Annotated in this window: 24 protein-coding genes; 13 read left to right on the forward strand and 11 right to left on the reverse strand. The window is 57.3% G+C overall.

Annotated elements, in window-relative coordinates:
• The 5 genes from QE408_RS10915 to yacG all read left to right on the forward strand — a co-directional run bounded on the left by QE408_RS10915 (window position 1) and on the right by yacG (window position 2,157).
• On the forward strand, window positions 1-474 hold the full coding sequence (locus QE408_RS10915; RefSeq protein ID WP_306931057.1) for a UPF0262 family protein: 474 nt from the start codon (window positions 1-3) through the stop codon (window positions 472-474).
• Window positions 475-476: 2 nt separating this feature from the next.
• Window positions 477-956, forward strand: coding sequence for an arsenate-mycothiol transferase ArsC (locus tag QE408_RS10920; protein WP_306931059.1), 480 nt, complete (start codon window positions 477-479; stop codon window positions 954-956).
• Between the two features lie 107 nt (window positions 957-1,063).
• Window positions 1,064-1,282 carry a translation initiation factor IF-1 gene (gene infA, locus QE408_RS10925; protein ID WP_027673809.1) on the forward strand — a complete coding sequence of 73 codons (219 nt, stop codon included), beginning with the start codon at window positions 1,064-1,066 and terminating at the stop codon, window positions 1,280-1,282.
• 30 nt (window positions 1,283-1,312) lie between these two features.
• Window positions 1,313-1,936 (forward strand): Maf-like protein, encoded by a 624-nt coding sequence (locus QE408_RS10930; protein ID WP_062426064.1) that lies wholly within the window; start codon window positions 1,313-1,315, stop codon window positions 1,934-1,936.
• Between the two features lie 5 nt (window positions 1,937-1,941).
• Window positions 1,942-2,157, forward strand: a complete 216-nt coding sequence (gene yacG, locus QE408_RS10935; RefSeq protein WP_306931078.1) for a DNA gyrase inhibitor YacG — start codon at window positions 1,942-1,944, stop codon at window positions 2,155-2,157.
• Window positions 2,158-2,316: 159 nt separating this feature from the next.
• Here yacG and QE408_RS10940 read toward each other — a convergent pair whose 3' ends face one another.
• Entirely contained in the window at window positions 2,317-4,449 is a 2,133-nt protein-coding gene (locus QE408_RS10940) for a DUF1217 domain-containing protein (protein ID WP_306931080.1), read from the reverse strand.
• A gap of 318 nt (window positions 4,450-4,767) precedes the next feature.
• Between QE408_RS10940 and flhA the strand changes: the two genes are divergently transcribed.
• From flhA to QE408_RS10975, 7 genes are all read left to right on the forward strand, one after another.
• Complete coding sequence (gene flhA, locus QE408_RS10945) at window positions 4,768-6,858, forward strand: flagellar biosynthesis protein FlhA (protein ID WP_306931082.1); 2,091 nt, start codon at window positions 4,768-4,770, stop codon at window positions 6,856-6,858.
• Window positions 6,855-7,607 carry a flagellar biosynthetic protein FliR gene (gene fliR / locus QE408_RS10950; RefSeq protein WP_306931084.1) on the forward strand — a complete coding sequence of 251 codons (753 nt, stop codon included), beginning with the start codon at window positions 6,855-6,857 and terminating at the stop codon, window positions 7,605-7,607. Before flhA ends, fliR begins: the two co-directional genes overlap by 4 nt.
• 5 nt (window positions 7,608-7,612) lie before the next feature.
• The gene (locus QE408_RS10955) at window positions 7,613-8,023 is read left to right on the forward strand and encodes a hypothetical protein (protein WP_306931085.1); all 411 of its coding nucleotides are present in this window, start codon (window positions 7,613-7,615) and stop codon (window positions 8,021-8,023) included.
• 40 nt (window positions 8,024-8,063) lie between these two features.
• Window positions 8,064-8,618, forward strand: coding sequence for a rod-binding protein (locus QE408_RS10960; RefSeq protein WP_306931087.1), 555 nt, complete (start codon window positions 8,064-8,066; stop codon window positions 8,616-8,618).
• A 23-nt stretch (window positions 8,619-8,641) separates the two neighbouring features.
• Window positions 8,642-9,007: a hypothetical protein gene (locus tag QE408_RS10965; protein ID WP_306931090.1), complete on the forward strand. Its 366-nt coding sequence runs from the start codon at window positions 8,642-8,644 to the stop codon at window positions 9,005-9,007.
• The gene (locus tag QE408_RS10970) at window positions 9,004-9,534 is read left to right on the forward strand and encodes a hypothetical protein (RefSeq protein ID WP_306931091.1); all 531 of its coding nucleotides are present in this window, start codon (window positions 9,004-9,006) and stop codon (window positions 9,532-9,534) included. The genes QE408_RS10965 and QE408_RS10970 overlap by 4 nt, the downstream gene beginning before the upstream one ends.
• A gap of 753 nt (window positions 9,535-10,287) precedes the next feature.
• Window positions 10,288-12,276, forward strand: a complete 1,989-nt coding sequence (locus tag QE408_RS10975) for a methyl-accepting chemotaxis protein (RefSeq protein WP_306931094.1) — start codon at window positions 10,288-10,290, stop codon at window positions 12,274-12,276.
• A 142-nt stretch (window positions 12,277-12,418) separates the two neighbouring features.
• Here the strand turns inward: QE408_RS10975 and fliP are convergent, their stop codons facing one another.
• The 10 genes from fliP to flgB form a co-directional block, all read right to left on the reverse strand.
• On the reverse strand, window positions 12,419-13,156 hold the full coding sequence (fliP, locus tag QE408_RS10980; RefSeq protein ID WP_062426055.1) for a flagellar type III secretion system pore protein FliP: 738 nt from the start codon (window positions 13,154-13,156) through the stop codon (window positions 12,419-12,421).
• Window positions 13,153-13,713 carry a flagellar basal body-associated FliL family protein gene (locus QE408_RS10985; protein WP_306931097.1) on the reverse strand — a complete coding sequence of 187 codons (561 nt, stop codon included), beginning with the start codon at window positions 13,711-13,713 and terminating at the stop codon, window positions 13,153-13,155. Before QE408_RS10985 ends, fliP begins: the two co-directional genes overlap by 4 nt.
• Before the next feature lie 125 nt (window positions 13,714-13,838).
• On the reverse strand, window positions 13,839-14,564 hold the full coding sequence (gene flgH, locus QE408_RS10990; protein ID WP_306931099.1) for a flagellar basal body L-ring protein FlgH: 726 nt from the start codon (window positions 14,562-14,564) through the stop codon (window positions 13,839-13,841).
• The gene (locus tag QE408_RS10995; RefSeq protein ID WP_306931101.1) at window positions 14,561-15,091 is read right to left on the reverse strand and encodes a MotE family protein; all 531 of its coding nucleotides are present in this window, start codon (window positions 15,089-15,091) and stop codon (window positions 14,561-14,563) included. Before QE408_RS10995 ends, flgH begins: the two co-directional genes overlap by 4 nt.
• A complete protein-coding gene (locus QE408_RS11000) occupies window positions 15,088-16,212 on the reverse strand; it encodes a flagellar basal body P-ring protein FlgI (RefSeq protein ID WP_306931103.1) in 1,125 nt (374 codons plus the stop codon). The genes QE408_RS10995 and QE408_RS11000 overlap by 4 nt, the downstream gene beginning before the upstream one ends.
• The gene (gene flgA / locus QE408_RS11005) at window positions 16,209-16,697 is read right to left on the reverse strand and encodes a flagellar basal body P-ring formation chaperone FlgA (RefSeq protein ID WP_306931105.1); all 489 of its coding nucleotides are present in this window, start codon (window positions 16,695-16,697) and stop codon (window positions 16,209-16,211) included. Before flgA ends, QE408_RS11000 begins: the two co-directional genes overlap by 4 nt.
• Window positions 16,698-16,714: 17 nt before the next feature.
• Window positions 16,715-17,503 (reverse strand): flagellar basal-body rod protein FlgG, encoded by a 789-nt coding sequence (flgG, locus tag QE408_RS11010; RefSeq protein ID WP_306931107.1) that lies wholly within the window; start codon window positions 17,501-17,503, stop codon window positions 16,715-16,717.
• 18 nt (window positions 17,504-17,521) lie between these two features.
• Complete coding sequence (locus tag QE408_RS11015) at window positions 17,522-17,869, reverse strand: flagellar hook-basal body complex protein FliE (protein ID WP_306931109.1); 348 nt, start codon at window positions 17,867-17,869, stop codon at window positions 17,522-17,524.
• Window positions 17,869-18,285 (reverse strand): flagellar basal body rod protein FlgC, encoded by a 417-nt coding sequence (gene flgC / locus QE408_RS11020; RefSeq protein ID WP_306931111.1) that lies wholly within the window; start codon window positions 18,283-18,285, stop codon window positions 17,869-17,871. The genes QE408_RS11015 and flgC overlap by 1 nt, the downstream gene beginning before the upstream one ends.
• Window position 18,286: 1 nt before the next feature.
• A complete protein-coding gene (flgB, locus tag QE408_RS11025) occupies window positions 18,287-18,676 on the reverse strand; it encodes a flagellar basal body rod protein FlgB (RefSeq protein WP_306931113.1) in 390 nt (129 codons plus the stop codon).
• Between the two features lie 195 nt (window positions 18,677-18,871).
• Between flgB and QE408_RS11030 the strand changes: the two genes are divergently transcribed.
• Window positions 18,872-20,644, forward strand: coding sequence for a hypothetical protein (locus QE408_RS11030; RefSeq protein ID WP_306931114.1), 1,773 nt, complete (start codon window positions 18,872-18,874; stop codon window positions 20,642-20,644).
• Window positions 20,645-20,653 lie beyond the last annotated feature (9 nt).

Below are 20,653 nucleotides of genomic sequence, written 5' to 3' on the forward strand. Positions count from 1 at the left end.
ATGGCGGCAGGCGACTTCAGACTCTGCGACGTGGTGCTGGACGAGAGTATCGGCCGGTCCACGCCTGACGTGGAGCATGAGCGCGCCGTCGCGATTTTCGACCTGATCGAGGAAAACAGCTTCGAGCCGATTGGGCACGAGGGCGGACCGTACCGGCTGAACATATCGCTAGTGGATGCAAAGCTCGTCTTCGCCATCACCACGGAGTATGGACAAGATGTCGCCATCCACATTCTGTCGCTGACGCCGTTTCGCCGCATCATCAAGGATTACTTCCTGATTTGCGAAAGTTACTACGAGGCGATCCGGTCCTCGACGCCGAGCCAGATCGAGGCGATCGATATGGGCAGGCGCGGCATTCACAATGATGGATCGCAAACGCTGATGGATCGTCTTGCGGGCAAGATCAAGGTGGATTTCGATACGGCACGCCGCCTCTTTACCCTCGTCTGTGTCCTGTATTGGCGAGGCTAGGGATGGAAGGTCCGGCCGCTCCAGACTTGAAAGAGAAGGCCCCGCGCGCCATATTATTCATGTGCGGCATGAACTCCATCCGTTCCCCCATGGCAGAGGTCATCGCCAAGCAGATCGTCGCTCCCGGCATCTATATCCAGTCCGCTGGCGTCAGGGCAGGTGAACGCGATCCCTTCGTCGATGCGGTTCTGGACGAGTCCGGTCTCACACTTGGCAAGCACAAGCCGCGCACGATGGATGAGATCGAGGACGACTTCTTCGATCTGATCATCACCTTAACACCCGAGGCCCATCACGCCGCACTTGAGTTGACGCGGTACAATGCGCTTGACGTGGTCTACTGGCCGACCATGGATCCGACGGTCGAAACCGGCTCCAGAGAGCAGAGACTGGAAGCCTACCGCGAGGTTCGAGATCACCTGAAAAAGCTCATTTCCGAGCGCCTGCCGCAACGCGCACAGCCATTTTCGGAAACGCTTTAAAGCGGACGACAATTTAGGTTCACAAATGTGCGGCGATTGTGTAGTTTCCGCGCAATTTTCCCGGGCACTTTACGCCTGGTATCATCAACAGGAAGAAACAAACCTATATGACAAAAGAAGAAGTCCTTGAATTCCCGGGCGTCGTGACCGAACTCCTGCCCAATGCGACGTTTCGTGTGAAGCTGGAAAACGAGCATGAGATCATTGCTCACACGGCAGGACGCATGCGCAAGAACCGTATCCGCGTTCTCGCTGGCGACAAGGTCCTGGTCGAAATGACCCCTTATGACCTCACCAAAGGCCGTATCACCTACCGTTTCAAGTAATCGCCCGATAGATCGGACGGCTGGCAGAGCATGACAGACCCAAAACAAAAGCTGATTCTGGCTTCCGGATCGCCACGCCGTCTTGAGCTCCTGCATCAGGTGGGTATCGAACCCACGCGCCTGATGCCGATGGACATCGACGAAACTCCCGCGCGCCTCGAACATCCCCGCACACTCTGCCGTCGCCTGTCTTTGCAGAAGGCACAGGCCGCTCACAAAGCGGTCAAGGGCGAACTCGCTTGGCGGGATGCCTATATTCTTGGTTCGGATACGGTCGTCGCCGTCGGTCGCAGGATCGTCGGCAAGGCGGAATATATCGAGGACGCTTCGGCGGCTCTCCATCTTCTCTCAGGCAGAAGCCACTGGGTCTATACGGGCATTTGCCTGATTACCCCGAACGGCAAGGTGCGTCAGAAGGTGGCCGAAACCAAGGTCCGCTTCAAGCGTTTGTCGCAGTTCGAAATTGAAAACTACATCGCGTCCGGCCAATGGCGTGGCAAGGCTGGCGCCTATGCCATCCAGGGCATTGCCGGCTGCTTCGTGCAGAAGCTGACGGGATCCTACACCAATGTGGTGGGACTGCCGCTTTATGAGACGGCGGCGCTTCTGGCAGGCGAGGGCTTCGAAGTCACGTCGGGCTGGCAGGAAGGCTGAGAAGCATGACGTCCGATCCCAAGGTCACGCCCCTACGCAAGGCACAGCCATGCCCCGAATGCGGCAGGCCATCGACCCGCGAAGATTATCCCTTCTGTTCCGATCGTTGCCGCTCGCTCGATCTATCCCGTTGGCTGAACGGCTCTTACGCCATTCCCGTCGCCGATGACGAGGAACTCGCCGACAAGCAGCGCCGCACCGATAACGATAGCGACTATTAGAGGCGCAGTTCGTTCAGCGGGACGCGCGGCGCGCCAACTTTTTGAACCTGCGCATCGTGCTTATACAAAAATCCTTCCGAATCCGGGCGAACGCTGTAAGCGCGTCTCATCGAGGGGTTCACTGAACCAAGAAGACGCCTTGACGTTTGACCGGCACCTCTACCTACCTAGAATGAGAAGAGACGTATCGGTGGTGGACTGGTTCTGTGCGTCGTACAGCGCTGTAAAGCGCTTCACCAATCCATCTACATAAGTGGTGTCATTCAGCTTGGTGACGTCCATGAATTTCTTCACGACAGCAACCTGCTTGTCGACATCCATATTGCCAATAGCGGCAGGCAGGCTGAACGTGGTCTTGAAGAATTCGAACAGAGCCTTGTCGGCGAGGATCGTGTAGGCACTCGTAATATCTGGCGCTTTCCGCTTGAAGTAAAGCGCCAGGCGCACGGCAGCGTTTTGGTCGCCCTGTTGTTCTTCGAGCGTCTGTCGTACATATTGTGTCGTCGTGTCCAAAATGGCACCGCGTTGCTGAATGCCCTTCTTCGCCGTTGGGTCTAGCTTGCCTTGGGTGTTGAAGTTGAATGACGCCACGATTTGGGCGAACTTGCTATCGCTCTGGAGATTCACAAAGCTTTTCGGATCGGAAAGATCCGATTTGAACATTCTACGAAGGTCGGATGCATTGACGCTTTTAGGATCTATGCCATTCGCTTCAAAAATGAAGCTGGTCAGTCGCGTATCGGCGATCAACTGATCGGAGGATGTGATCTCCATCATCTTCGTCTTGTAGTAGTCAATTTCTTTATCGGCCGCCTTCGTTGCGGTCGTCAGCGCTGCGCCCGTCAAAGACCTTAGTTTCGTAGTTTTATATTCGGTCGTCAGCTGCTGGACCATGCTCTGCGACTGCGCGGTCAGCGGAGATTCGGTAGTGCCATCGGAGGAAAAATTGAAAGCTTTTGCAAGTTGGACGAAGCGATCGTCTTTTAATGTGTTGACATAACTTTTCTTGTTATCAGTGTCGCTTGTCAGGATCCTCTTTAACTTCGTCGTCGAAACCTCGTCAGGGTCGATCCCATAAGCACGCAGAGCCACGTTCCAGATTTCCGTGACCTGATCATTGTTTGCGTCATCGTCCTTTTTGTTGGAAACAAAAAAGTCGTCGAGTTTCGTTACTTTCGCGATACGCGACTCATAATTCGCGGCGGCTTTGTCGATCGAAGCACTACGCTCTTTGACGAATATATCACTATACTGTGTCGCAAGCTTCGAAACCTGGTCAGTGGTTTGCGGCGTTTTTCCTGGCGTGACGGAGCCATCGTTTTCGAAGTTAAAGAACGAAAGGAGCTTGGTGTTGCCATAGACTGTCGCAAAGGATTCGCTCGACATAAGGCTAGCAACGCTGCTGGCCTGAATGGATGTGGGAAGGCTAAATGCGGTCTTGACATAGCTGAGAAGGCGGCTGTCCTTTACCAGATCCTGTGCACTCGTAACCTGAGAGATATGTTTTTCCCAATATCGCTGGTTGGCACTCAACAGCGTGTTCGATTGGAAGGTCGACATCTTCGCAACATAGTCGAGCTTCAGGTCTTCAGTCTGATCCGCCGTCTGAACCTGACCATTGATCGTGCCGTCCGAATTGAAGTTGAAGGCCCGTGTAAGCTGCTTCCATGCTGTGTTACTCGCTTTGTTGGCCACACTGTTCGGATCGTTCAGGTCGCTTGTCAAAACCTGCTTAAGATAGTCTCTTGAGGTAAACGTTGGATCCAGGCCGGCGGCATTCAGCATGTAGGTACGGAGCTTGGCGTTGTTGACCAGGTCGTCAACATTCGTAACCGAGCCAATTTGACTTGAAAAGTAGGCTGACTCCTGTTTGATCCTGCTCTCTTCTGCCGGAAACGACGCTTGATAAGCTTCAGCGAGCTTGTCGGCCTGCGCCGTGTTCTGGGCAACTTTAGTATCCCCAGCGAAGTTGAACGCCTGCGCGAACTGCAAATATCGCTTGTCTGCAAGCGTATTGGCAAAACTCGTCTGGTCGTTGAGATCGCTTTCAAGGACTTTGCGCATGAAGCCTTTGCCGAAGGTCATCTCTTCAAGGCCGTAAGCCTTCATCGCGTAGGAATAGAGCCGATAATTGTCCAGAAACTCGTCGACCGTTTTAACGTTGTCGATATTGGCTTCGTAATAGTCTGTTTCGCGTTTCACAACGGACTGCTCGCTGACTTTTGACAACGAAGTCTTGAGGTCACGATTAACGTTTAAATAGCTTACATAGCTGGACAGAGCGGAAACCATAACGAGCCTTGCTTCTTGGAAGACCGTATCATGGCCGACTTGCACGCTTTCATGGCGCCTATACCGAAATGCACCGTACCACAAAACAGAAGCGGCCCAAAGCTAAAAAATGCAACTGTGTCATGGCCATGAGGCCCAAGCTACAACTGGACAGAGGCCACAAACGAAGAGCTCTTTCCGAGCCCAAAACTCCATTCTCGCACAAGCTTGACCCATTAAGCCTCGGTCGTTGATCTGCGTCCAACGGGTCGGCAAGGCCTTTTCATGATGGAGAGGTTCTGGACGTCCTGCCGGTTCTCATGATGAGATGGAGTTAGAATGGCTACCCCGCCCAGCGTAATGCCACTTCCGAAAGTCGCCCCCCGAGGGCGCGACATTGGGTTTGCTGCGGGCATCGTTGCCATTTTGTGCATCCTGTTCCTGCCGATCCCGCCATTCATTATCGACATGGGATTGGCTTTCTCGATTGCCTTTTCCGTTCTGATCCTGATGGTATCGTTGTGGATTCACCGTCCGCTCGACTTCTCCTCCTTCCCGACGATCCTGCTGATTTCCACCATGATCCGCCTCGCGCTCAACATTGCGACGACGCGCGTGATCCTGTCCCATGGTCACCAGGGTCATGATGCCGCTGGCGGTGTCATTGCGGGCTTTTCCAGCCTCGTCATGTCCGGCGACTTCGTCATCGGTCTGATCGTCTTCCTCATCCTCATCGTGGTGAACTTCATCGTCATCACCAAGGGTGCCACGCGCATCGCGGAAGTTGGCGCCCGCTTCACCTTGGATGCCATCCCAGGCAAGCAGATGTCGATCGATGCGGATTTGTCCGCCGGCATCATCAATGAGAAGGAAGCCCAGCTTCGCCGTCGCGAACTGGAAGAAGAAAGCTCCTTCTACGGCGCGATGGACGGTGCGTCGAAATTCGTCCGTGGTGACGCCGTTGCCGGCCTGCTCATCACCATGATCAACATCTGCGGCGGCATCATCATCGGTGTCTTCCGTCACGGCATGCCGGTCAGCGAAGCGGCGGATGTTTTCGTCAAGCTGTCCGTCGGTGACGGTATCGTCTCGCAGGTTCCGGCGCTGATCGTTTCGCTCGCAGCCGGTCTTATCGTCACGCGCGGCGGCACGCTCGGCTCCACCGACACAGCCGTCATCAACCAGTTGAGCGGTTATCCGAAGGCGCTTTCCGTTGCTGCCGGCTTGATGTTCATTCTTGCCCTCGTTCCTGGGCTGCCCTTCCTTCCCTTCATGTTTCTCAGTGGCCTCTTGGCACTGGGTGCCTGGTTCATTCCTCGCCAGTTGCAGCGTGAACAGGATGTTGCGCGTGCGGAAGAAGATCAGAAGGCGGCCGACGCCACGCAGGCCGAAAGCGAGACGGTCAAGAGCGTTCTGCGCACCACCGAAATCGAGTTGGCACTTGGCAAGCAGGTCTCGCCCCGCCTTCTCGGCGCTCACCAGGAACTGGGTTTCCGCGTGGGCAAGATGCGCAAGAAGTTTGCGGCGCAATACGGCTTCGTCGTGCCGGAAATCAAGGTCACGGACGATATCGCCATCCCCGACAAATCTTACCAGATCCGCATCCACGGCACGACAGTCGCGGCCAATACGCTGCGTGTCGGCGAAGTGCTGGTCATCACCGGCAAGGGCAGGCGTCCTTCAGTTCCGGGGGACGATGTCAGAGAACCCGCTTTCGGCATGCCGGCGGTCTCGGTGCTGGAGCATTTCGTCGACGATCTGCGGCGCGAAGGCTTCCACCCGATCGACAACATTTCCGCGCTTCTCACTCATGTCAGCGAAGTCATCCGCAACAACTTGCCGATGCTCCTCTCTTACAAGGACGTCAAGGTCCTGATCGACCGGCTCGATCCGGAATACAAGAAGCTCGCCGACGAGATTTGCTCGTCGCACATGTCCTATTCCGGCCTTCAGGCGATCTTGAAGCTTCTGCTGGCGGAACGGGTTTCCATCCGCAACCTGCACCTCATTCTTGAAGCGGTGGCGGAACTCGCGCCGCATCTGCGCAAGACCGAGCAGATCGTCGAGCATGTCCGTATTCGCATGGCGCAGCAGATTTGCGGCGACCTTTCCGACAACGGTGTTCTGCGCGTTCTGCGTCTCGGCACCAAGTGGGACGTCATCTTCCAGCAGGCGCTGAAGCGCGATCCGAAGGGTGATGTCATCGAATTCGATATCGATCCGCGCCAGGTGGAAGAGTTCTCCAACGAAGCGACCCAAGTAATCCGTGAATACATGGATGTCGGTCTGCCATTCGTGCTTGTCACGCTGCCTGAAACACGCGCATATGTAAGAATGATTACGGAACGACTCTTCAGCACCTTGCCGGTGCTGTCCCATGTCGAACTGGCAAAGGGTACGGAAATCAAGATCCTCGGCTCCATTTCATGATAACTGACCCGCAGGGAACCATCATGGCGCTGTTCCTGGCCTTTTGCCGGATCGGTTCCTGCCTTATGGCGATGCCGGGCTTTTCCTCTGCCAGGCTTCCGGTCCAGATCAGGCTCTTCCTTGCGCTAACGCTTTCCGTCGCTTTACTGCCGCTTCTTTGGGATGTCATTTATCCCGTCACGCAGGGCAACACGGTGACGTTCTTCCGTGCGATGCTTTACGAAACTTTCATCGGCACGATGTTCGGCTTGATCGCCCATCTCTATCTGCTGGGGATGCAGTTTGCCGCAACCGTTATGGGCACGGCCATTTCCTTTACCGGCCCGCCCGCGCAGGACGTGCTGGAAGATACCTCCGAAAGCCAGCTTGCGGCCATGCTGACATTCGGCGTGTTGCTCGTGCTGTTCATTTTGGATTTTCACCACGTCATCTTCAAAGCGCTGGTGGAATCCTATTCGTCGATCCCGCTCGGCGGACCGATCTCCGCCCAGCGCATGCTGATTACGCTCACCGATACGCTCGTGGCCTCGATGAATGTTGCAATCCGGGTGGCGAGCCCCTTCATCCTCTTCGGCTTTCTGTTCAACGTGGCGATCGGCCTGATCAACAAACTTGCACCGCAAATTCCGGTTTACTTCATCTCCACGCCCTATGCTCTGGCTGGCGGCCTGTTGCTTCTCTACTTCGGTATTGCCGCGGTGGTGAATCAGTTCGTCGATGGTTTCTTCCTCGTTTTCTCGAACATGTGAGTGAGATGGCGGATCTTTCCAAATCCAAAAAACTCGACAGGCTGGTGAAGGTGCAGGGGCACCTGAAGAAAATGGTCGAGAACGAACTCGCCATCACCACGCGTGAGCGCGCCGAGCTTGCAGAGAAGATCGAAACACTGTCCGGCTATCTGACCTCCTATGATCCGCTGCATCAGGACATGCTGAAGCATTATGTGATGCGACACAGCCGGTTGATGGCCCGCGATGTCCGTCTTGAATCCATTCAGGAAGCGCAGGAAACGCAACTTCTGAAGGAAACCAAGAAGGGCGAGAAGCTGGAAGACAAGCGTGACAGCGCCCGCGAGGACGAGGCGAGGGCGCGGGACGACAACAGCATCTATGAGTTGGTCGATCTGCAGATCAGCATGAAGGCCTCCAGCCTCCAGCAAGGTTAGGCGCCTATCGTCATCCGATCAAAACGGAAAGGAAGACGACGTGGCGATTTCTCCTCCAAGCGATCTTGTGCTTGATGTGGTCAATGCGGCCGACCCGATGCAGGTCTCCGCTGCCCGTGAAAAGCTGCGGGCGGTGAGCGCGACGCGGGAAGCTTCGGTGCTGACTGCCAGCAATGCCGGCTTTGCCTCTGCGATCAACAGCATCGAGACGCCGGAGAGCCGCGCGGGGCTGGGAAACATCCACAGGCAGGAGCATCACGAGAAGATTCCTGAAACCTACCGCAAGTTCGAGGCGAGCGTTCTAAACACATTCATCCAGAACATGATGCCATCCGACACCGAAGAGGTTTACGGCAAGGGCTCGGCCGGCGAGTTCTGGAAAAGCATGATGTCCGAGCAGATGGCCGACCAGATGTCCAAGAAGGGCGGGATCGGCATTGCCGAGCAAGTCTACTCGCAGGCGCTGCAGCGCCAGCGCAATGCCGCTCCTGTCTCTGCCGTCAATGAAGACGACAAGAAGATCGCCATGAGCATGGTCACCGACTTCCAGCGACGCATCTTCTCCGACACCGAAACCAAGAAAACCAATAGCTGAGTAAGGCGGAGCGCTGAAGCACCATGGAAATTGTCAATAATGATTACAGAGTTCAGGCTGTGCTTGGTCGTCTCGAAGCGGTCATCGACAACGAGAACGCCCGGATCGGCAAAGAGCCTGATTTCGATTTCAAGCTGTCGAACGCCCATAAGAGCCGCTGCCTCTACGAACTGACCATGCTGATCCGCGACGTCGAAAGCCCGAAGATCGCCGAGGCACATCGTCAGCAGATCCTCGACATCAAGGAAAAGCTCGCTGTGAATACCCGCCGGGTCGAGGCGAGCCTCAAGGCCGTCAAGGCGGTGGTCGATCTGTTGAAAGACGCACAGAAGAATGCCGAAGACGATGGCACCTATTCGCTGCAACAGTTCGCTCGTGAGGCGCAATGATAAAGCTGATTGCCACGGGGGTCCTGGTGCTGGTAATGACCCTTGGCGGGGTCTTCGCCGCTGTGAAATTCGGCCAGCCCCCCGCGGACGATCACAAGGTCGATGCGCCGCCGCCGCCGCAATATGTGCAGGGCGATCTCATGACGCTGCCTGTCCTCAGCAACGGCGCCGTCTCCGGCTATTTCCTGATACGCTCGACGCTTCTGGTCGACTCCGTCATCATGAAGGACATCAAGGCACCGATGACGGCCTATATGACGGACGAGCTTTTCGGCCTGCTGGTTGGCGACCAGATCCTCGACGTCAAGGAGGTCGGCAAGTTCGATGTGGCGGGTTTCAAGACCAAGATCAAAGACGGCATCAATGCCCGCATGGAAAAGCCGCTTGTCCGCGATGTGATGATCCAGCAGTTGGATTACATTACCAAGGAAATCCTTGACGCAAGGGACTCCACCCGCAAGCCGCAGAAGATCGTGATCAACACCGATCCCGAGCCGCCGAAGGCGGCCGCTACTCCATCGCATTAGCACGGTCGCGTCGCTGACCTACAGCATCGGCCCGAAACCCGACGCGGTTTTCGGAAAGCGCGATGCGTAGGCTTAAAGGAAATAAAGCGTCCTTTTGCAACCAAGAGGACGCAATATGCTCCGGTTCGGCAAGCCGACGCAAAGCGCGGCTGTCAGGCAAAGTAGCTCAGTGCCCTCTGGTCGGTTTTGGGTCCGGAATGTTTCAGGCGCTCCACAGGCGCGCAATGGCCATCGACGCTGCTGACAACGTCTAATGGGCCGCCGGTTACCGTTTCAGCTCTCCATTCACACGTTTTCCGTGCATCGTACAGAAGAAAAAGATCGCGCCGATTGAAATAGTGGAATGTTTTCGTGTTGTAACTACATTTATCTTCCGAAAGCGCGAAAACATCGATGGCATATTTGCTGCAGCGCAATACTTTCAATGAAATATTATATAATGTTTTAACTATTATATTCTAAAAATTTAAAGGAGACATATACTGAAGGATGTAGTTGATTATGATCTCCCGTCTGTCTATTCGTGCCACGTTAAGTGCGTTGATTTTTTCGATAGGCCTCGTCGCAACCGTCTTTGCGATTATTTCTTTCTGGCAGGCGAGTTCCGCTTCAATTGAGTCTAACACTGCTCGGCTTTACGCTGCTGTTGACCGCAATCTTCTCGTCCTGCAGATGGGTCTACTGTCGGAAAAAGCCGATAGTCCCAACGTGCTGCGAATGAGCGGCGACGCCTTGGCCAAGGCGCGCGCCAGCATGGCTGAGAATCGGCAGACGGTCGACAAGGGGTATCAGGCAGCCGACGCTCTGATGGCCGATGCCAGCGATCCTTCCGTGCTGAAAGCCTATGGGGACGTAAAGTCTGCCATGACCGATTTTCTGCAGGCTCGTTCCGCGATCGATACCGCGCTTTCAAGCGCCAAGCCGCAGGAAAGCTCCGCGGGTGAAGCCATTGGCCGTGCGGGGAACGTCTTGATGGAGCGTGCCATCAATCTCGCACAAATGCTGGAAACCGCCATGGCGGAGAGCGAGCCGGTTCTTGGTGATCTCGGTGCCATCAAGCGTATCGCCTGGCAGGTTCGCAATGTCGGCGGCTCGGTCTGGGAAGTCGCCCATGGTCCCTATACCGGTGGTCCAGTACTGACCCCCGCGCTCATCAAGAAGCTTGATACGATCGAAGGAAGCACCCGCTCCTATTGGGAGTTGCTGCAGTCCATGTCAAAGTCCAGCACAATTCCTGCCCCAGTGAGGGCAGCCGTCGATCAGGCGCGCTCTGAATATTTCGAAGGCAGCTTCGGCACGCTTCGCCAAAGCATCGTCGCCGATGTTCAGGCCGGCAAGATGCCGCAGATGGAATTCTCGGTATGGCTGCCAAAGCTGATCGTTGCGATCAATACGATCACCAATGTGGCAATCGTGTCCATGGACCAAGCGAATATCATTGCCGAAAACGCCCAATACGGCGCATTTAGAACCGCGGCTATTTCGGGTGTGGTTGGGCTCGCGGTCCTGGCGCTCTGGGGTCTTGGCTACTTGGTTATGAAGGGCAGACTCTTCAATCCGCTTGAGCTGATGACGGATGCTGTGAGACGCCTCGCCAAAAATGATGTGGCGGTTGACATTCCCGCCTTTACCCGCCGCGATGAAATGGCTGAGCTGGCGGGCGCCGTCGCTGTGTTCAAGCAAAATGCGATCGCCCGGATGGAACTGGAGGAGAAAGCCCGTCAGTTCCAGCAGGAGCTGGACAGGAAGCTACGTGAAACGCAAGCGGCCTTCGAAGCCGCTGGTGCAAGCCAGAAGGCCTTCCTCGGCACGCTTGCCACTGGTCTGGAGCGCTTGGCGCTTGGTGATCTTTCCACAAGGATCGACAAGAATTCCGATCCTGCATTCTTGACCATCCAGGAGAACTTCAATGGTGCGATCGGGCGCCTTGAAGCTGCGCTCTCGGCGGTGCTGGAAAGCGCCAATGCCGTGACGGATGGCGTCCAGGAAATCAGCCAATCGACCGACAGCCTGGCACGCCGCACGGAACAGCAGGCCGCTGCACTGGAACAGACGGCCGCGGCCCTCGAAGAGATTACCGCCAATGTCGGCAGCTCCGCAGGACGATCCTCCGAGGCCCGCACGGTTGCAGTGAACGCGGTCTCCAACGCCACCAAGTCCGGTTCGGTCGTTGCCGAAGCTGTGGCCGCCATGCGCCGCATCGAGGAAGCCTCGGCAAAGGTCCGCAACATTATCACCGTCATCGACGAGATTGCGTTCCAGACCAACCTTCTTGCCTTGAATGCAGGCGTTGAGGCGGCTCGCGCCGGTGAAGCCGGCAAGGGTTTTGCGGTTGTGGCGCAGGAGGTGCGTGAACTCGCGCAGCGATCTGCCTCGGCCTCGAAGGAAATCCGCGACCTGATCCAGCGTTCCAATCAGGAAATCGGCGAAGGCGTCAAACTGGTTGCCGAGACCGGCGAGGCCCTGCACACGATCGAACACGATATCGCAACGATCAATGACCATATGGAAGCGATTGCCGTTTCGTCGAGCGAACAGGCCGCCGGCATTTCTCAGGTCAACACGGCCGTCAACCAGATGGACCATGCGACACAGCAGAATGCGGCGATGGTGGAAGAAAGCAACGCTGCTGCAAGCCTCCTGGCTCAAGAAGCCAACAAGTTGCGGCAAGCCATGCGTGGTTTCAGAATTGGCGAGGGTTCGTCAACCTATGGCATGCGCAACGCGACACGAGCTGCCTAACCTTATGTCTACGTGAACCGGTCCGATTGCTTGTTGGACGCCGTGCATCCTTTTGGACGCGCGGCGTTTTCACGTCTTGCAGAAACGCATCGTGCTTTATGAAAATCGATCCCGCCGCTGAAACACTCTGGGCGCTTGAGCTTCAGTAAAACGATCGCACCAGCGAGCCGACCAGCAGGTTCCAGCCATCGATCAGCACGAAGAACAAGATCTTGAACGGAAGTGAGATCGAAGTCGGGGGCAGCATCATCATGCCCATGGCCATGGTGATCGTTGCCACCACCATGTCGATGACGAGGAAGGGCAGGATGACGAGAAAGCCGATTTCGAAGCCGCGGCGGATTTCAGACAGCATGAAGGCTGGAACGAGGATGCGATATTGCGGCTGCGTGCCGTTCATCGTTTCCTGGCCACGTTCGCTCGCCAGATCGACGAAGAGGGCCAGATCCTTTGGACGCGTATTGGCAAGCATGAAGGTCCGGAAGGGTTCTGCCGCCCTCTCGATCGCCTGTGCTTCGGTGATCTGGTTCTGCATCATCGGCTGGATGCCATCGTTCCACGAACGCTCGAAGGTTGGCGCCATCACGTAGAATGTCATGAACATCGCCATGCTCGTCAGGATCATGTTGGATGGCGTCGTGCCAAGCCCCATGCCGGAACGCAGGATGGAAAAGGCGATGATGAAGCGGGGAAAGCTCGTGACCATGATCAGGATGCCGGGCGCGATCGAAAGGATCGTCAGCAATCCGAAGGTACGAATGATCCACGCCGCAGCGGAGCCGTCGACAGGCAGATTTAACAAATCGGCCGGTGACTGCTGCGCAAAAGCAATCCCCGGGATCAGGGCGAAAGCAATCAGGCAGATAAGGGTGCGAATCATTCTATCACGAAGGTTTTGAATAAAACCTTGGATACGCGCCCTTTCGTCCTGAGGTCAACGATCTCTCTCAGGTCATCCCTAAGATATTGAAAGCCGCGTGGGCCCTGAATTTGCTGGAGAGGCACGGTTCTGACGTAAGCCATGATCTCCTGATGGAGTTCCTGAACCACGGCCGGGTCCGAAGGACCATTGAATTGCAGTGCAAGTTCAAGCCTGATCCAATTCTCGGCAGGATAACCGAGATTGGTGATGATCGGGTCCAGCGACACCAGGCTTGGGCCGGCAGGCGCACCATGGCCATCCTTGGCAGGTTCGCCATGAGCCTCTGCCTTGGGGGCTTCGCCGTGCTCCCCCGCTGCCGCAACTTCCGCTGGAGCCTCGTGCGCAGGTGCCGCCGCTGGCGTGGATGCAGCGGGTGGGGTGGGCACGAAAAGCATCTTGCCGACAAACCAGCCGCCGCCGAGACCCAGAAGACACAGAACCGCAATCACTCCGATGGCCGGAATAGGCGAGCTCTTCTTCGGTGCCGGTCCTTCAAGTGCCAACTGGTCGGTCATAGGTCTGTTGCCTGTTTCAAAGTTAGTGCCTGGCCGGACGTGAAAACCTTATCCGCCATGTCGAGCGTCTCCACCGACGCTCGGTCAGGACTGTATTTCGCGCTTCAGTTCCTGCCTTCCCAAAGTCAGATCGGCGAGAAGAGGTCGACGACCTGCTGCCCTACCGGTGGCTGCTGCACTTCCATGATGCGTCCGCGACCACCATAGGAAATGCGCGCTTCCGCGATCTTTTCGTAGGATACGGTATTTTCCGAATTCACGTCCTGTGGCCTGACGATGCCCGCGACATTGAGAATGCGGATTTCGTGGTTGACGCGCACTTCCTGCGAACCGCTGATCAGCAGGTTGCCGTTTTCCAGAATGCCGGTGACGACCGCTGCGACGAGGAGGGTCAGCTTTTCCGCGCGGTTGATGGACCCCTTGCCATTGGCTTCGCTGTCATTGTCGAAGCTGAGAGAAGAGTCCGCCTTCGGCTTCCAGCCAAGAATCTCCGCGTCGGCCTTCCAGCCCGTCTTTCGGTTGTTTTTGCGACTGCGGTCCGTCTTGTTGTCAAACGACGCCTTGTCGTTGATCTGGATGTTGACCGTGAGAATGTCGCCGATATTGAGCGCGCGAGAATCTTTAAAAAGCGCTGCCTTGCTGTCGCTCCAAAGCGAATAGCCGCTTGCCGCGTGAAGCGGCTGCTTCGGATAGGACGCCAGCTGCGGTGCCTGGTTGAATTGCAGGCCGCTGCCGATCGGGCTCATTGCCGGCGCGTTGCCGATTTCTTTGAGTGTCTGGTTTTCCGTGACGCTCTGGCACCCCGTGAGGATGCTCGCGGCTGAAAGGGCGAGAATGAGCGCTTTGTTCATGACGGATCTCTTGATGTGGTTTTATCGGTCGCGCTGGCCATGATCGAAGCGACGGTCGCCGCCTTTTTCGCGTTCATTTCGCTGAGGATCAGCCCGGACTGGCGCGGTGGCAGTTTCATGATGATGGCCGCAGCCATTCCCGGATCGAGTTCCTGAAGCTGGGGAGCAGCGGCATCCGCCTTCATCGTCTTGTAAACTTCGACGAGGTTGCTCTCCGCCTGCTTCAGAAAATCGTTACGGCGTTTCAGCCAGTCTTCATACTCGGCCTTGCGGGCTTCGAGGATGGCGACGCGCTCGTTAATGTCTTCCTGAAGCTTCTCGAGATCCTGCTTCTGCATCAGATAGCGCTGGTCGCGCGCCTGATCGACGATGTTGGTGCAGTATTGCTGGATTTCCTGTCCGCTGGTCTCGCCGGTGGTGACGCGCACCTGTTCCTGCGCGCGCGCCGAAGGAAGCGAACCAGCGACGACGAAGAGGGCGAGAAGAACGCGTTGAGGCGTGAAAATCTTGGAAACGGCGATTGTCATTGTAGTACCAATTCTGCCTGGAGCGCACCTGCGGACTTGATGCCTTGAAGGATGGCGATGATGCCGTCCGGTTTGACGCCGATATTGTTGAGACCCGCCACCAGCGACCGGAGGCTCGGACCTTCGAGAATGGCGACCGGGCCGCCGGTCTTTTCAGCCTGGATATCCGTCTGTTGCTGCACGGCGGTTTGTCCGCGCGAGAAGGGTGCGGGCTGTACGACCTGCGGCATTTCGGTTACCTGGACCGTCAGCGTGCCGTAGCTCACCGCAACCCTCGAAACACGCACATCTGCACCGATGATGATCGTGCCTGTCCGTTCGTTGATGACGACCTTCGCTGGCGTATCGGTTTCCACCGAAAGGTTCTCGATGCTCGCCATAAGGCGGGTAAGATCGGCGGTGCGTGGCTTCTGGATGTAGACGACCTGGGAATCGCGCGCCTCGGCAATCGGCTCGTTGTAGGAGGTACGGGCAAAGCCGTTGATCGTATCTGCAATGCGAATGGCGGTCGAAAAGTCCGGGTTTCTCAATTGCAGCACGAGGCTGACGGAATCCTTGAACTGCGAGGGCAGTTCCCGCTCGATGATCGCGCCACCCGGCACGCGACCGGCTGTCGTCACGCCCTGTGTCACCTGGGCCGCCTGGCCCTCTGCATTGAAGCCGGAGACGATGACGGAGCCTTGAGCGACAGCGTAGATCTGGCCGTCGGCGCCGGACATGGAGGTCATGATCAGCGTGCCGCCGCGCAATGACGAGGCGTCGCCAAGCGAGCTGATATTGACGTCCAGCCTGCTTCCCGGGCTTGCGAAAGGCGGCAGGTTGGCGGTCACCATGACGGCCGCGACATTCTTGGAAGAGGTCTGGTTGCCCTGCATCGAGATGCCGAGATTTTGCAGCATCGCGCGCATCGACTGTTCGGTAAAAGGCGAGGAACGCATATTGTCGCCGGACCCCTGGAGGCCGACGACAAGACCATAGCCGATCAACTGGTTTTCACGTCCGGACTGAAGTGACGCAATATCTTTCACGCGCGCCATCGTCTGGGCAAAGCCTTCCGGGGCCGCTGCGAGAAAAGCGATTGCCGCAAGTGCCGCGGCGAAAAAACGCGGACGAAAACTCATTTTTGGAAGACCTCCACGGTCCCGTCGAGCTTCGCCGTTCCGGTCACCGTCACCCCGGTGTCCTTGTTGCGCACGCGAATGATGTCGCCGGCCATGCCGTCTTCGATAGCAATGCCGGAGGCCGAAAGGTTCATGCCGTTGTTGTTGTAGGTTATGCGCACTGCGGCACCGCGTTCCACCGCGTAAGGATCGCGCAGATCGCCGAGCGGAATGGTCCGTCCGGCAACCAAGGTCTTTTTGGAAACCTTGCCCACCACTTCCTCCATCGATTGCGAGTAGCCGGGAGCGATGTTGGGGTTTGTGACGGGAACTTCCGTCACACGGCCCTGGGTAATGATTTCGCCCGAAAGAATCGTGACCGTGGGGACGACAGCAAACTTCTGCTGCGACATGGCACCGTGCGGAGAAAACACCGCAGACGCGAGTGCCAGCGCAAACGTGACCTTGCGACCTTGAACAGGCATGATTTTCGGGCGGAACTTCATGTTACCCTACCTTCCACTTATTTCAGGTTCTGACTGACGATCTGAGCCATCTGGTCGGCGGTGGTGATGACCTTGGAGTTCATCTCATACGCACGCTGGGCGGAAATCATGTCGGTGATTTCCTTGACCGAATCGACGTTGGAGCCTTCCAGGTAGCTCTGCTTCACGTAGCCGAAGCCGATCGATTGGGGTGTTCCATCGACGGCTGCACCCGAGGCATCCGTCTGAGCAAAGAGGTTATCGCCCAATGGACGCAGACCGGCTTCGTTGGCGAAGTTGCTCATCGTCAGCTGACCGACTTCGGTCATCTGGTTCGACTGGCCGATACGCACCGACACGATGCCGTCGTCGGTGATCTTGGTTTCGGTCGAATCCGTCGGGATGGTGATCGCCGGCAGCACCGGATAACCATCGGTCGTCACCAGGCGGCCTGTCGAGTCCATGTTGAACGCGCCAGCACGGGTATAGAGCGGAGTGCCGTCCGGACCCTGCACGCGGAACCAGCCCTTGCCGACGATGGCAAGATCGAGCGCGTTGCCGGTCTGGGAAACAGGTCCCTGGATGTGCAGCTTGCGCACGGCAGAGGTCTGTACGCCGAGGCCGATGTTCGCGCCTTCCGGTACCATGGCCTGGTTGGCACGGTTCATCACGCCCTGTGCGCGCTCGGTCTGGTAGAGCAAGTCGGTAAATTCGGCACGGCCGCGCTTGAAGCCGGTGGTGTTGATGTTCGCGATGTTGTTCGCGATGACCTCAAGGTTCGTCTGCTGGGCATCCATGCCCGTTGCTGCGATGGCTAGAGCTCTCATTTCTTAGGTCCTCACGGGTCAAATCTGCATTTTAACGACATCGAGATAGGCCGAAACGAGCCGGTCTCTGAGCGCGACAGCGGTTCTTAGGGTCTGGTCGGCCTGCATGACGGCATCGACGACTTCTCGGGTATTGGCCTTGCCCTGCATACCGGCGAAGGACATGGCTTCGCTGTTCTTGAGCGAGTCGACCGCGTCCTGCGCAACCCCGCCAAGAACGCTGGCGAATGTCGGGCCAACGGTCGCGGTTGCGGCCGTGGTGACGGCGGCGCCCGCAAGTGAGGTCAGGCCGCTGGCAATGCCCTTGATGCTGTCTGTCGCGGAGTTGTTGGTCAGCGATTTGACGTGGCTGATAGATTCGATCATCACTGAGCCTTCAATAGGTCGATAGTTGAGGAAATCAGATCACGCGTCTGCTTGATGACCTGGAGATTGGCTTCGTAGCTGCGGTTGGCTTCACGAAGGTCGGCCATCTCGATCAGCATGTTGACGTTCGGCAGCTTCACCATGCCTTTTTCATCGGCCGCCGGGCTGTCCGGATCGTATTCCTCGATGAAGTTGGAGCGGTCGTAACCAAGCTTCTTGACCTCGACGAGGTTGGTGCCTGATGCGCGATCCAGCTCATTGGCAAAGGTAATCGTCTTGCGTCGATAGGGATCGGCCCCCGGCCCATCACCCGTGGTACGGGAGTTGGCGATGTTTTCCGAAACGATGCGCAGACGCGTTGCCTGCGCTTCCATTCCGCTGCCTGCGATCTTCAGCGAGGTTGATAGTGAGTCCATCTTACTTGCCCACCGCGGTCATCATCATGGAGTGGAAGGTGCGAACGAGCTGCGTGTTCAGTTCGAACTGCCGCTTGATTTCGCCGGTCTTTGCCATTTCCGTGGAAAGAGAAACGGTGTTGCCGGATATCTGCACACCGATTTCATTGTTCAACGGGGCATCCCTAAGACCGATCTTGCCAGCACCCGTGACTGCCATTTCCATATGCCCCGGGTTCGTACGCGCCATCTGCATGCCGGCCGTCTTCAGTTCGGTTTCGAACGGAACGACTTCCTTGGCGCGATATTGCGGCGTGCTCGCATTGGCGATGTTCGTGGCGACAACTTCCTGACGGATTGAGAGCCACTCGGCCTGCCGGGAGGCCAGCGCAAACAGCTGAATGGGCTGCATGACAATTCTCCGTGTTTAATCTGCCCTCGGTCTAGACCCACAATCTTGCGCGGGACTTACCCGCGGGTCGGACGCTGGTATTGCGGGCGCCACGCCATAAATCGCCCGGGCATTAACCATTTGTTTGCCATGGCCCTTTAGATTTCGTTGATATTTCCGCCAGACGGACGGTTCTTACATCCCTGCGGGTTTGCAATGGCTCTTCACACAGAAAGACATGTCGGTTCGGTTACGCAGCAGCCTGCGACTGGCAAATGGCGGCGTTTCGGCGTGTCGGCAGCCTTCGTGGTGACCTTTGCGGGCGTTGGCGCCCTCTTGCCTTCCGCCTTCATTCCTGCGCCGTATACAGGGTACGTCTCGCACGCTGTCGTCAGAGTCTCGGCATCTAGCGGGAACCCCGTCGATACTGGCCGGGTGGCTGCTTCCATGCAGCAAAGCCTGCTGTCCCCGGTATCCCTGACCCTTGCCATCTCCGAGCTGAAGCTCAAGGCTGGCGATGTGACAGGCATTGCTGGGGAGGGACGCCTTGCCATGCTGGCGAACCTCCTTCTGGGCGACGTGCAGCCAACGACCCCCGTTAACGCCATCGAGGACGCGCTTCGTCAGTCCGTCAAGATTACCTCGGCATCGAAGACGGACATCGACGTCGGTGTGACCGCAGCAACGCCGAAGGCCGCTGAGCGGATCGTCGATTATCTCGCTCGCCAGGTTGTCAAGGGCGTTGGCGGGGATCATGCCGAACCCGCCTTGCAGGCGGTCGAAAAAGCCCGCACCGCGCTCGACGCGGCAGAAGGTGCATTGACCGGATTTCAGATGCGCCACGGCAACGATATCGTCTCGCGCATCCAGGGCCTGCAACAGTCACTTCACGAGGCGGACGCCAGGATTGCGGCTTTGAGCGAGAAGGAACACGACCTCGCCCAGGCTGTCACCAAAGTCTCGGCGATGAAGACGAACGACGTGCTGACGAAAGCATTGCCGCCGCTTCCCGTTTTCGAAGCCCTCGCACCTGTCAGAGACACCTACACCACCGCGAAGCTCGCGCTTGACGACGTCAATGTCGATCACGGGCCGAAACACCCGCGCACCATTGCAGCCCAAGGGGCTGTCGATGCTGCAAGATCAGCTGCCATGCCCGCTCTGCGTCGTGCGCTGGACGGCGCGAAGGCAGAGTTGAAGGACGTTGCCGCCACGCTTGGCGCTGAGACCCGCGAGAAGGCCGCCGTTGAAGAGCAATTGCGCGCCATGGGTGACGCACCGGAAGAGCTTGCCAAGCTGGAAAAGGCTCTTGAGACGGCGCGTCGCGATTATCTGGCGGCAAGCGAAAAGGCCGGTCCTTTCGCAGCACCCACCGTGACGGCGGCGATCGTCAAATCCGCGTCACCCGCAGTCCTTCAGGAAGAGGGTATTTTCCCGCAGATGATGCTCGGCTTGATGGCAGCCGGAGGCGCGCTGGTTGGCGTCCTGCTCGCCCTCTTCCTCATGAGCTTCCGCCGCACGGAAACGGAAGACCGGGTCGGCCCCGCCATTCAGATGGCAATAGAGGCGGAGGCGGCCGTCGAGGCCGCTCCTGCAAAGGCTGAAGCGCATAACGATCGGTTCGACATCGAGCCGGATATTTTCCACGATCTGGTTGAGGACGATGTCGAGCCCGTTTACGCCAGCGCGCATGACGATGTGACCGGGGACGATACGTGGGAATACGATCTCCACGACGAGCCTGCCAACGATATCCCGCTCGATGAGCGTGTCCGCCAGGTATTGCTTGCCAACCGCGTCCGCTATGCGGAACCGGCGCAAGAGCAGGATGGCTTCCGTTTGCCGCCTTTGCTGGCCGCCGCACTGGAGGGCAAGGCAGATCATGCGCAGGCCGAAACGGACGAGATACGAGCGCTTCGCCAGGAACTTGCCCTGCTCAGGCAAAGATTGAACGGCTTTGTCGAAGACGACATGCGGCGTCGCGGCTGATCCACTGAT

Source organism: Agrobacterium larrymoorei, assembly GCF_030819275.1.
Taxonomy (GTDB): domain Bacteria; phylum Pseudomonadota; class Alphaproteobacteria; order Rhizobiales; family Rhizobiaceae; genus Agrobacterium; species Agrobacterium larrymoorei_B.